The organism is Bradyrhizobium sp. Kon56 (assembly GCF_055807635.1).
The window spans coordinates 602,381-613,602 of the sequence record NZ_JBVVOU010000001.1; the positions used below are offsets into that span (position 1 = coordinate 602,381).

The 11,222-nt window shown below is 66.0% G+C and carries 10 protein-coding genes and 1 riboswitch; of the genes, 2 read left to right on the plus strand and 8 right to left on the minus strand.

Annotated features, from left to right (window positions below; all coding sequences use genetic code 11):
* Nucleotides 1-11: 11 nt before the first annotated feature.
* The 6 genes from AC0L3B_RS02725 to cobU all read right to left on the minus strand — a co-directional run bounded on the left by AC0L3B_RS02725 (nt 12) and on the right by cobU (nt 6,770).
* A complete protein-coding gene (locus AC0L3B_RS02725) occupies nt 12-893 on the minus strand; it encodes an alpha/beta fold hydrolase (protein ID WP_018458648.1) in 882 nt (293 codons plus the stop codon).
* 76 nt (nt 894-969) lie between these two features.
* Nucleotides 970-3,645 carry a hybrid sensor histidine kinase/response regulator gene (locus tag AC0L3B_RS02730; RefSeq protein ID WP_473379965.1) on the minus strand — a complete coding sequence of 892 codons (2,676 nt, stop codon included), beginning with the start codon at nt 3,643-3,645 and terminating at the stop codon, nt 970-972.
* Nucleotides 3,642-4,673 carry an ABC transporter substrate-binding protein gene (locus AC0L3B_RS02735; protein ID WP_018458650.1) on the minus strand — a complete coding sequence of 344 codons (1,032 nt, stop codon included), beginning with the start codon at nt 4,671-4,673 and terminating at the stop codon, nt 3,642-3,644. Before AC0L3B_RS02735 ends, AC0L3B_RS02730 begins: the two co-directional genes overlap by 4 nt.
* A 177-nt stretch (nt 4,674-4,850) precedes the next feature.
* On the minus strand, nt 4,851-5,483 hold the full coding sequence (bluB, locus tag AC0L3B_RS02740; RefSeq protein WP_026233630.1) for a 5,6-dimethylbenzimidazole synthase: 633 nt from the start codon (nt 5,481-5,483) through the stop codon (nt 4,851-4,853).
* A gap of 4 nt (nt 5,484-5,487) precedes the next feature.
* Entirely contained in the window at nt 5,488-6,270 is a 783-nt protein-coding gene (gene cobS, locus AC0L3B_RS02745; protein WP_018458652.1) for an adenosylcobinamide-GDP ribazoletransferase, read from the minus strand.
* The gene (cobU, locus tag AC0L3B_RS02750) at nt 6,267-6,770 is read right to left on the minus strand and encodes a bifunctional adenosylcobinamide kinase/adenosylcobinamide-phosphate guanylyltransferase (RefSeq protein WP_018458653.1); all 504 of its coding nucleotides are present in this window, start codon (nt 6,768-6,770) and stop codon (nt 6,267-6,269) included. The genes cobS and cobU overlap by 4 nt, the downstream gene beginning before the upstream one ends.
* A gap of 121 nt (nt 6,771-6,891) precedes the next feature.
* Between cobU and cbiB the strand changes: the two genes are divergently transcribed.
* Both cbiB and cobD read left to right on the plus strand, forming a co-directional pair.
* Nucleotides 6,892-7,833: an adenosylcobinamide-phosphate synthase CbiB gene (cbiB, locus tag AC0L3B_RS02755; protein WP_026233631.1), complete on the plus strand. Its 942-nt coding sequence runs from the start codon at nt 6,892-6,894 to the stop codon at nt 7,831-7,833.
* Between the two features lie 11 nt (nt 7,834-7,844).
* Nucleotides 7,845-8,807, plus strand: coding sequence for a threonine-phosphate decarboxylase CobD (gene cobD, locus AC0L3B_RS02760; RefSeq protein ID WP_018458655.1), 963 nt, complete (start codon nt 7,845-7,847; stop codon nt 8,805-8,807).
* Here the strand turns inward: cobD and AC0L3B_RS02765 are convergent.
* The gene (locus AC0L3B_RS02765) at nt 8,796-10,244 is read right to left on the minus strand and encodes a cobyric acid synthase (protein ID WP_018458656.1); all 1,449 of its coding nucleotides are present in this window, start codon (nt 10,242-10,244) and stop codon (nt 8,796-8,798) included. The genes cobD and AC0L3B_RS02765 overlap by 12 nt on opposite strands.
* Nucleotides 10,245-10,254: 10 nt before the next feature.
* Entirely contained in the window at nt 10,255-10,890 is a 636-nt protein-coding gene (gene cobO, locus AC0L3B_RS02770) for a cob(I)yrinic acid a,c-diamide adenosyltransferase (RefSeq protein WP_026233632.1), read from the minus strand.
* 40 nt (nt 10,891-10,930) lie between these two features.
* A riboswitch (cobalamin riboswitch) is annotated at nt 10,931-11,148 on the plus strand.
* The last annotated feature ends 74 nt before the right edge of the window (nt 11,149-11,222 follow it).

Below are 11,222 nucleotides of genomic sequence, written 5' to 3' on the forward strand. Positions count from 1 at the left end.
GGCTCGCTGCTCTATTTTTTGGTATCGAGGAATTGGCGTAACGCCTTCACGGTCACCGCCGGTTGCTCTTCCATCAGCCAATGACCGGCGTCCGGAATGACCAATTCGGTGACGTCAGTCGCGGCGTTTCGCATCACGACGGCCTCTGTCGCACCGAAGGATTTTTCGCCCCCGACAGCCAGCACGGGAATGGTCAACTTGGTCGCGATCGCCTTCTTGTTGTCCTCGGCGTCGGTTCGGATCGACCTGAACTGGGCGAACGCAGCACGCATGGCGCCCGGCCGCGCATAGAGCGCTGCGTAATGACGGCGTGTTGCGTCCGCGATCCTGGAAGGCGTCCCCGCGAAGTCATTCCAGAAGCGGTCGAGGTAGATGCGCTCGCGGCCCTTGACCAGCCGCTCCATGTCCGGGCCTCCGAGATCAAAATGCCAAAGCTGCGGGCTGCGAACCACCTCGTCCCATGGCGGCACCCCAGGCACCGGGGCATCCATCACGATCAGCTTCTCGGCCAGGTCGCGATAACGGGCCGCGTAGGCATAGGCCACCATGGTTCCGATGTCGTGGCCGACGACGACGGCCTTTTCGATGCCGAGCGCTGCGAGAACGGCCCGCATGTCGGCAGCCTGGGTCCATTTGTCGTAGCCATTGTCGGGCTTGCTCGAGAGGCCCATACCGCGAAGATCGGGCACGACAACGGTGTGGTCGCGCGCGATATCAGCGGCGAGCTTGACCCACATGTCGCCGGTATCACCAAAACCGTGGATCAGGATCACGACAGGCCCCTGACCGCCGACGCGAACATGAATCTGCGTGCCGTTGGCCGCGATGGTTTTGGTCTTGAAGCCGGACGGAAACTGTTCGACCTCGGCGCGCGCGGCAGGGGCGAGCAGCATGAGAAGAATGGCGAGACATCTTGCGCGCACCGGCGCCTCCGATCATCTTGTATTTCAGTCCAGTGACCGAACGCTGTTAGGCCGGCCGGAGCAGATCGTCCAGCGCGCTCATCGAGGCCTCTCGAAGCGCGGCGAGTTCGCGGGCGGCTCTCTCGCATTCGGGCCGGGACATCGTGACTGCCGCCAGCTCGACCTCACGGCAGAATTCGAAAAGGCGGACGAGGCCGAGCGCACTCGCGCCGCTGCCGAGCTGGTGCGCGCAGCGCGCGAGCTGCGCGGGATCGTCAGTCGCCGCAGCCTTGGCAATCTCCTCGACCAGCTTTTCGCTCGTCAGTTCCAGCAGGTCGTGGAGTTTTGCGATCTGCGCCGCGCCCAGCAGCTCCTTCTGGTCATCAAGGAAATGCCGGTCGATCAATGCGCCTGCGGCGAGTTGCGGCGCGGCCGGCTGGTTCTGGGCATCGTCCTCGATCGCCTCGCGCAGCGCATTGATCAGGATCGGCTTGCTGACGATCCTGGCAATGCCTGCCCCCGCGAGCCGCTCGCGGGCGCGGCCCGACATGTCCGCGGTTACCGCGATGATGCGCGGCATGGTCGGCAGACCGAGCTTGCGGATCCGCGATGCCGCCTCGACGCCGTCCATGTCGGGCATGTGCAGATCCATCAGGATGATGTCGAACGCCTGATCGCGGGGGAGCGCGACGGCCGACGCGCCGTTCGTGGCGATGGTGGCGCGGTGGCCGAGCCTCTTCAACATCGCTTCACCGACCTCGCAATTGACGGGGTCGTCGTCGACCAGCAGCACGCGAAGCTGCCGCGATGGCGGCTGAACCGCGCCTTGCGCGATGTCGGTGGTGGCGAGGCCAAGCGGTACCTCAAGCATGAAGGAGCTGCCCGTACCCGGCGTGCTCGCCACCGTCAGCTCGCCGCGCATCAGGCGGGTGAGGCGCCGCGCGATCGCCAGTCCAAGGCCGGTGCCGCCGAACCGCCGCGCGATACTGTCGTCAGCCTGGACGAAATCCTCGAAAATCCGCTCGTGCATGTCGGGCGCGATGCCGATGCCGGTATCGCGCACGGTGATGCGCAGCAGGACATGATCGTCATGTCTCTCGGCGGCCGCGCTCAAGCCGATGCCGCCGCGCGGGGTGAACTTGATCGCGTTGCCGATCAGATTGAGCAGGATGCGATTGAGCCGCACCGGATCGCCGTGCACGGAGGTATTGACCGTCGCATCGCAGGCGAGATCGAAAGTCAGGCCCTTGTCAGAGGCCTGCGGACGCATCAGATCGGCGGCCGTCTCGATGAGCTGGTCGAGGCGGAAATCGCGGGTCTCCAGAGTCTCGGCGCTGGCCTCCAGGCGCGCATATTCGAGGATGCCGTCGACCAGCGCGATCAGCGTTTCGCCCGACGCGGCCGCGGTCGTGAGGTGGCGCCGCTGCGCTTCGCCGAGACTGCCGTCGTCGAGCAGTTGCAGCACGCCCATGACGCCGTTCAGCGGCGTGCGCAGCTCGTGGCTGACGACCGCGAGAAAGCGCGATTTGGTCTCGTTGGCCGCGACCGCCGCGCTGCGCGCACGCTCGGCGGCATCGTGCTCGGCAAGGGCCTGGTCGCGGGTCTTTTCCAGTTCGGAGGTGCGCTCGATCACCTTGCGCTCGAGCGTCGCATAGGATTCGCGCAAGTGAGCGGCCATCCGGTTGAATTGATCGCCGAGCGCCTCCAGCTCGTCGCCGGTCTTGATCGCGAGCCGCAGGCTGAGGTCGCCGCTGCCGATCCGCCGCGCGCCCTGCGTCAGGATCTGGATCGGCACGGTCATGCGCCGGCTCAGAAAGAGAGAGACCAGCACCGCACATGCCAGCAGGATGACCAGGAGAAAAGTCGAGCGCCCGATCGACGCATAGATCGGCGCATAGGCCTCGGTGAGCGGCAGCTCGACGAACACCAGCCAGCCCAACGAGGGGACCGTCGCATAGGTCGACAGCACGCGTTGACCGGACAGATCCTCCTTGACCAGGCCGCCGGAGGGCGGCCCGATGCCATCGAGCGCGGCCCGGACGTCGGGATGGCCGGAGAGATCGCTGCGGCGCAGCGCCCGCCACAAATCGGGATGCGCGATCAGGATACCCATGCGATCGACCACATAGGCCTTTCCGGTGTTGCCGACCCTGATTCCGGCGACGAGGTCCCAGATGAAGCGAAGATTGACCTCGGCGACAATCACATCCGGCGCCAGGCCCGTTCCGCGCGTGGCGAGTGTCATGAACGGCTCGGTGTCGCCGAGGAAGTAGACCGGCCCGTAATATGCGCGGCTTTCGTTGGCGCCGCGGAAGGCCTGCGAGGCGGAGAGGTCGGTCTTGCTGCCGATCCTGTCCGCGACACGGCGCGACACGCGCACCTGCTCGCGGCCTTGGGCGTCGAGCTCGGCGATGTCCGCAATCGCAGGCGAGAGGCGCAGGAGGCGGATGGCGTTCAGGCGCTGGTCCTCGTTCGTGGACAGCTCCGGGGGCAGGCGCGAGAGCCATCTGATCTGGTTTTCGATCTGGCCAATGAACTGGCCGATCTGGACGGCGGCGCTTGCTGCCTGCTCGCGCTGGGTCGCCGCCAGGAGTTGCTTCTGCTCGCGATAGGAGAACCAGACGTCGAAGCCGGTGTTGATGGCGAGCGCGGCGAAAGCGAGCGCGACGATCGAGTAGAGGTATTTGCGGAACAGCCGGCCGGGAGGTGGCCGCAAATCTCCCTGGTCGATCGTCTCGTTCACTCGCGGATCTCGTCGGCGCGCGCCAGCAGCGTGAATGGTATCGTCAAATCCAGCGTGCGGGCGACCGTGCGGTTGATCAGGAGTTCGTATTTCCGTGGCGATTGCACCGGCAGATCGCCGGCCTTGGTGCCGCGCAGGATGAGATCGACATAGTCGGCCGAGCGCACTTCGAGCGTCGGCCCGTAGCTCATCAGCCCGCCCGCATCCATGAAATAATAGAACGGGTAAATCGCAGGGACGCGATATTTGGCCGCCGCCGCCACCGCCGCCTGCCGGTGGACCACCAGGAAGCTGTCGACCAGCGCAATCATTGCCGCCTTGGGGGGAGCGGAAAAGGGCCTGACGGCTTCGTCGATCTCCGTTGGCGCGCTGACGGGGGCGGGGATCACGGACACGCCGGCCAGTGCTGCCTCTTGCTCGATGGAATCGAGGAAGAAACGGCCGCCGCGAGGAGTGGTCGCCGGGTTGTACAGGATACCGACGCGCGCAAGATCCGGCACGGCCTCGCGGATGAGCTGAAGCCATTTGCCGCCCATCTCGGCGCTGCTGTTGGTGAAGCCGGTCACGTTGCCGCCGGGATGGGCGAGGCTTTCGACGAAGCCATTGCCGACGGGATCGTTGGCCGTCGCGAATACGATCGGAATGGTTTTGGTGGCTTCCAGGACTGCTGCGGTTTCTATCGTCGAGCCGGTCAGGATCACATCCGGCTTGAGCGCCAGCAATTCCTGAACCGCGGTCTTCAGTCTATCCGGCGCGCCGAAGGTCGAACGGAGCTCAAGGCGGAAATTGACGCCTTCGACCCAGCCTCGCTGCCTCAAGCCCACGATGAGGCCACCCAGGCGGGAGGTCGGGCTGTCGATCATGCTCCTTCTGGTCAGTTCGTCGTCGAGCGGCAATGCCGTCAGCGATCCCACGACCCGTACGCGATCAGATGTTGCGCCGAGCGCCAGCCACCCCGCGGCGGTCGTGCTGGCAAGGCGAATGAACCCGCGGCGATCGACCGCGAGAGCGGAAGGCCGTTCGGTCATGACATTCTTTGCATGGTGGCTAGCCCCAGGCGCATGCTTAGCGCGAACGGCCGGCATCCACAATTGACGAAAAAATGCGTTTGTGACTGCTCATTCGCAGCGTTTGGCAGTCCGATACCGTATTCCTACGTCGGCAGTCGCTCGCAACACAGAAGATGGATCTCCGGCGTGGCCTGATTAACGCTGCAGCGTGAATTCCTCTGCCCCCCGCCGCTGCTCCCACTTCGCCTGTTCCAGCTCGGGCCGGTCGCATTCGACTTCCGGATAGCCGATACAGAGATAGGCGATGAATTTCCAGGTGTCGGGCACGTCGAGAATGGCGTGGATGCGATCCGGATGGAGGATCGATACCCAGCCAAGCCCGATGCCCTCGGCGCGCGCGGCCAGCCACATCGCGGTGATCGCCGCAACCACGGAATATTCCGTCGTCTCCGGCATCGTCGCGCGGCCGAGGCCGTGACCGGTGTCGCTGGCCTTGTCCGCGAACACGGCGAGGTGGCCGGGGGCCTGTTCGAGACCCGACAGTTTCAGCGTGGCATAGCGTGCTGCGCGCTCACCGGCATAGGAATTCAGCGCGTCCGCGTTGCACGCTTTGAAGTCGTCGATCACGGCGCGACGCCGTGCGGCGTCATCGACGATGACGAAGCGCCAGGGCTGGCTGAGGCCGACCGAGGGCGAGAGACAGGCCGTCTCGATCAGGCGATCGATGGCGCCGTCCGGCAACGGATCGGCGCGAAAGCGGCGCACGTCGCGGCGCCACACGAACAGCTCGCGCAAGTGCTGGCGAAAGGTGTCGTCGAACTCGACCATCACGTCAGCCTCCGATCTGGACAGCTGCGGCAACCAGCAGGATCAGGATCTCGCCGGTCTGCTCGAACGCGCCAAGGATGTCGCCGGTCTGCCCGCCGATCTGGCGGATGGCAAGTCGCGCCAGCATCAGGCCGGAGAGGGCGAGCAGGATCAGGCTCACCAGCGCCTTGCCCGGCCCAAGCGCGAGCACGAGCGCGAGGATTCCAACAGCGAATGCGATCGCAACGCTTCGACTCGGCGGTGATCCGGCGCTCGCCGACAGGCCGTCAGGTCGCGCAGGCGCGACCTGCGACATGAAGGCCGGCAAGCCCGCGCGGGCCGCAGTGTGCGCAGCGCACAGTGCGAGCGCGACGGCCCACGGATTGGCGATCGTCGCGAGCGCGCTCCAGCGCAGGCCGAACGACAGGATCAGCGCGCAGACGCCATAGGTGCCGATCCGGCTGTCGCGCATGATCTCGAGCTTGCGCTCGCGGGTGCGGCCGCCGCCGAGCCCGTCGGCGGTATCGGCAAGGCCGTCCTCGTGCAGCGCGCCGGTGACGAGGGCGGTCGCGGCCAGCGCGAGCAGGGCGGCAAGGTTCGGCGACAGACCCAACAGGCTCGCGACCTTGTAGACCAAGGCGCCGGCAAGGCCGACCAGCAGTCCCGCGACTGGAAGAGCCCAGGTCGCGCGTGCGACGGCGCCGTCAGCTGCGGGCTTCGACAATGCGACGGGGAGGATTGTCACGAACGATGCCGCCATCCTGAGATCGGCGATGACGTCTCGCAAAAATTGGTCGCGCGGCATCATTTCAGTTTCATCGGCAGGCCGGCGACGACGAACTCGGCCTCGTCCGCAACGGCGGCGATGGCCTGGTTCATGAAGCCGGCGGCGTCGCGGAAGCTCCGCGCCAGCGCATTGTCGGGGACGATGCCGAGGCCGACTTCGTTGGTGACGAAGACGACGGGGCTCTTCTGGCCGCGCAGGAAGAGGGCGAGCTTCATGACTTCGTGATCCCAGTTGCGCTGCGCAAGCATCATGTTGGAGAGCCACAGGGTCAGGCAGTCCACCAGTCTAGGCCCGCCGCCATCGGTCTCGATCAGCGCCTGCAGAAGATCGAGCGGTACCTCCCGCTCGATCCAATCGGTTGAGCGGCGTCTGCGATGCTTTTCGATGCGTGCTTCCATTTCCGCGTCGAGCGCCTCGGCCGTAGCGATGTAGACGGGTCGGCCCGGAAAGCTGCGTGCGCGTTTTTCCGCATGGGCGCTCTTGCCCGATCGCGCTCCGCCCGTGATCAAGATGACGGCCATAAAAATCTCCTGTGGGTCTGACTAATCACCAAACGCGGCCAAAAACAAAGCCGAAATCCGCCAGCCGGGGGCTTGCGCTCCGGCCGTCGTTTGCGCAACAGGGGCGGGACAGGAGGCGGGTGTGGGTTTTGCGGGTGCGATGGCGGTGGCGATGGTGGTGGATGCCCTGTTGGGCTGGCCGTTGTGGTTGTTCGCGCGGATCGGCCATCCCGTCACCTGGCTGGGCGGGCTGATCTCTGCCATCGACACCTCGTGGAATCGACCGTCCGATCCGCCGGCATTTCGCCGCGCCGCGGGTCTTGCCGGAGCACTCGTCGTGATCGCGCTCGCTGTCGCGCTCGGCTGGGTGCTGCAGTCTCTGCTTCCCTTGGGATTGATCCAGCTCGTGCTGGTCGGGGTTCTGGCCTGGCCGCTGATCGCCTTGCGCTCGTTGCACGACCACGTTGCTGCCGTCGCAAATCCCATGCGGGCCGGTGATATCGCCGCCGCACGCGAGGCGGTCTCGCGCATCGTCGGCCGCGATCCCGCCGCGCTTGACGAGGCCGGGATCGCGCGCGCTGCGATCGAGAGCCTCGCCGAGAATGCGTCCGACGGCATCGTCGCACCGGTGTTCTGGGGCGCGCTGTTCGGTCTGCCCGGCATTTTGGGCTACAAGGCGATCAACACGCTGGACTCCATGATCGGCCATCGCTCTGAACGCCACGAAGCCTTCGGCTGGGCCGCGGCGCGCATCGACGATGTCGCCAATTTCATTCCGGCGCGGCTGACCGGACTTCTGTTCGTGCTGCTGGCGCCACGGCGATCAGAGGCGCTGTCGTGCATGACGCGGGATGCACGCCGTCACCGTTCGCCCAATGCCGGCTGGCCGGAAGCGGCCATGGCGGGCGCGCTTAGTGTGCGGCTCAGCGGTCCGCGGATCTATCACGGCAGCATCACGAACGAGCCATGGCTGAATGAAGCTGCGCGCGATCCGCTTGCCGCCGACATCGATCGAGGCTTGACGGTTTACCGCCGCACCATGCTGCTGCTCGCCGGCATCCTTGCGATCCTGGCCTTCGCGTGAAAGAACAGCGCATGCGCGAGCACGGTGGAAATCTCGATCAGGCCCAGCAGCGCTTCGGCGGTCGCGCGGAGGACTGGATCGATCTGTCGACCGGTATCAACCGCCTGCCTTATCCCGTGGGCGAGGTGAGTTCGCGCGCGTGGAGCGCGTTGCCGTCGCGCGCCGAGATCGAGGCGCTGCATCAGGCGGCGCGGCACGCTTACCGCACGAGCGCGGCGGTTGTCGCGCTTGGCGGCGCACAGGCGGCGATTCAACTGCTGCCGCAACTTGCGCCGCCCGGCCGCGCGCGCATCCTCGCGCCGACCTACAACGAATATGCGGGTGTGCTCTCGGCCGCGGGCTGGGAGGTGGAAGAGGTCAGCGCGCTCGACGCGCTCGCGGGCGCCGACCTCGCCATTGTCGTCAATCCCAACAATCCCGACGGCCGATGTCATACGCCAAAGGATTTGCTGGCGCTGCTGCCGCGCGTCGGCCGTCTCGTCGTCGACGAGAGTTTTGCCGATGTGGCCCCGCAGCTATCGCTTGCATCCGAGGATCGGCCGGGGCTGCTGATCCTGCGCTCCTTCGGAAAGTTTTACGGCCTTGCCGGCCTGCGGCTCGGTTTCGCGCTCGGCAATTCGTCCGATATCGCTAGGCTTGCGGCGATGTCGGGACCTTGGCCGGTCTCGGGAGCGGCAATCGCGATCGGTTGCCGCGCTTTGGGTGACGATGCCTGGGCCGAGGCCACCTCCGCGCGGCTCGCGCGAGACTGCGGTCGCCTCGATCGCATTGTTCAGTCGCAAGGCTGGACGCTCGTTGGCGGGACGCAGCTGTTTCGTCTCTACGAGACGCCCGACGCCCTTGCCGCGCAGGAGAAGCTGGCGCGTCGCCATATCTGGTCGCGCGTATTCGCGCGGGAGCCGACATGGCTGCGCCTCGGGCTTCCGGGCGGCGAACCCGAATGGTCGCGCCTGGCCGAGGCTCTAGCGCGCTAGCGCGAGCAGGCCGCCGACGTCGAGATGTCGCTCGATGTGATCGGCGAGCGCGTCGAGCGCACTCTCGACCCTGGCGTGATAGGGCTCGTCGCCGGCGGGAATGTCGAGCTTCGCCAAAAAGGCCTTGCGGAAATCATCCGACGTGAACAGGCCGTGCAGATAGCTGCCCTGCACGCGTCCGTCGCGCGAGATCGCGCCTTCCGGTTCGCCATTCAGCCTTGCGAATGGCCGCGCGCGATCCGGCCCATCAGTGCGGCCGATGTGGATTTCATAAGCCTCGATCGGCTGATTGGTGGCGGCATGCAGCGCCGCGACGCGTGTCAACGTCTTCTCCGAGCTCATCACCGTTTCCACATCCAGAAGTCCGAGACCCGGTGTGTCGCCGGCGGGGCCCTCGATCCCCTCGGGATCAGCGACGCTGCGTCCGAGCATCTGATAGCCGCCGCAGAGGCCGAGCACATGGCCGCCTCTGCGGTAATGCGCCAGGAGATCGATGTCCCAGCCCTGCGCGCGCAGAAAGGCGAGGTCGCCGCGGGTGGATTTCGAGCCGGGAATGATGACGAGGCGCACGTCGCCGGGAATGGCCTCGCCCGGCCGCACCATCACGAGATCGACGCCAGGCTCGAGCTTGAGCGGATCGAGATCGTCGAAATTGGCGATTCGCGACAGCGCGAGACAGGCGATCTTGCATTGGCCCGGTTTGCGCGCATCGCTCAGGCCCAGCGCATCCTCGGCCGGCAGCTCGCCGGCGCGCGCGAACCAGGGCAGCACGCCGAGGCCGCGCCAGGCGGTCTTTTCTTCGATCAGTCTGTAGCCGTCGTCGAACAATGTGGGATCGCCGCGGAACTTGTTGATGACAAATCCCTGGATCATCGCGGCATCGTCCGGGTCGATCACCGTCTTGATGCCGACGAGTTGCGCGATGACCCCGCCGCGGTCGATGTCGCCAACCAGCACGACCGGCACATCGGCCTTGCGCGCAAAACCCATATTGGCGATGTCGGCCTTGCGCAGGTTCACTTCGGCCGGACTGCCGGCACCCTCCACCAGAACGAGATCGGCGCGCGCCTTCAGCCGCTCGAAGCTCTCCAGCACGGCGCCCATCAATGACGGTTTCATCGCCGCATATTCACGCGCGCGCGCGGTCGCGATGCGTTTTCCTTGCACGATCACCTGCGCGCCGACATCGGTCTCGGGCTTGAGCAGCACCGGGTTCATGTCGGTGTGCGGCTCGACGCCGGCGGCGAGCGCCTGGAGTGCCTGGGCGCGGCCGATCTCGCCGCCGTCAACGGTGACGGCTGCATTGTTCGACATGTTCTGCGGCTTGAACGGGACCACGCGCAGGCCGCGTCGCACAAAGGCGCGTGCGAGGCCGGCAACGATGAGCGACTTGCCCACGTCCGAGCCGGCTCCCTGGATCATCAATGCGCGCGCCATCGCGAGTTTCTTAGAACTCGACGCCGGCTTGCGCCTTGATGCCCGAGCGGAAGGGATGCTTGACCAGCGTCATCTCGGTGACGAGATCGGCGATCTCGATCAGCTCGTCCTTGGCGTTGCGGCCGGTGAGCACGACATGCGTCATCGGCGGCTTCTGCGTCGTGAGGAATTCGACGACCTCCGCGATGTCAAGATAGTCGTAGCGCAGCGCGATGTTGATCTCGTCGAGCACGACCATGCGGAGATTCTGGTCGAGGATCAGCTCCTTGGCCTTCTCCCAGCCGGCGCGCGCGGCGGCGATGTCGCGGGCGCGGTCCTGCGTCTCCCAGGTAAAACCCTCGCCCATGGCGTGGAATTGGCAGAGGTCGCCGAAATGGCCGGTCAGCATGCGGCGCTCGCCGGTGTCCCAGGCGCCCTTGATGAACTGCACGACCGCGCAGGGGAAGCCATGGGCGACGCAGCGGACGATCATGCCGAAGGCCGAAGAGGACTTGCCCTTGCCGGCCCCGGTGTGGATGATGATCAGGCCCTTTTCGCCGCTCTTGGTCGCCATGATCTTGTCGCGAGCGACCTTCTTCTTCGCCATTTTTGAGGCGTGGCGGGCGTCGGTTTCGTCGGCCGTCTGGGTATCCGGTTCTGACGTCATCGGACGGGGTCCTTCGGCTTGACAAGAGGCGGTCGGGGGCAAATGGTGGCCCGGCGTTGGTTCCTGTCCTACGACAGGCGAAGAGGGAATGCGATAGGGTCCGAATCGGCAAGATTTGGTTCCAAAATGCAGCCGCCCCCGCGACCGTGACCGGAGAGATGCCCGAAGCCACTGATCCCCTGGGGATCGGGAAGGCGGGGATCGAAGGGGAAACCCTGCTCCGCAAGCCGGGAGACCTGCCAACGCGGACGATTTTGGACCGGCGGACGGGGTGTTCCGCGACGGGGAAACGGGCCTTCGCAAGAACGGTTCGTGGGCCTCATCGCTTCCCG

What these genes read in the sequence shown, in the direction of transcription:
- AC0L3B_RS02725 (WP_018458648.1), bottom strand. Translation starts at nt 893, where the DNA reads ATGCTGCTCGCCCCTGCCGCGCGCGCCGAGGTCGAACAGTTTCCGTCC.
- cobS (WP_018458652.1), bottom strand. Translation starts at nt 6,270, where the DNA reads ATGATGCCGCGCGACCAATTTTTGCGAGACGTCATCGCCGATCTCAGG.
- AC0L3B_RS02735 (WP_018458650.1), bottom strand. Translation starts at nt 4,673, where the DNA reads ATGACCGAACGGCCTTCCGCTCTCGCGGTCGATCGCCGCGGGTTCATT.
- cobD (WP_018458655.1), top strand. Translation starts at nt 7,845, where the DNA reads ATGCGCGAGCACGGTGGAAATCTCGATCAGGCCCAGCAGCGCTTCGGC.
- AC0L3B_RS02765 (WP_018458656.1), bottom strand. Translation starts at nt 10,244, where the DNA reads ATGGCGCGCGCATTGATGATCCAGGGAGCCGGCTCGGACGTGGGCAAG.
- cobO (WP_026233632.1), bottom strand. Translation starts at nt 10,890, where the DNA reads ATGACGTCAGAACCGGATACCCAGACGGCCGACGAAACCGACGCCCGC.
- bluB (WP_026233630.1), bottom strand. Translation starts at nt 5,483, where the DNA reads ATGGTCGAGTTCGACGACACCTTTCGCCAGCACTTGCGCGAGCTGTTC.
- cobU (WP_018458653.1), bottom strand. Translation starts at nt 6,770, where the DNA reads ATGGCCGTCATCTTGATCACGGGCGGAGCGCGATCGGGCAAGAGCGCC.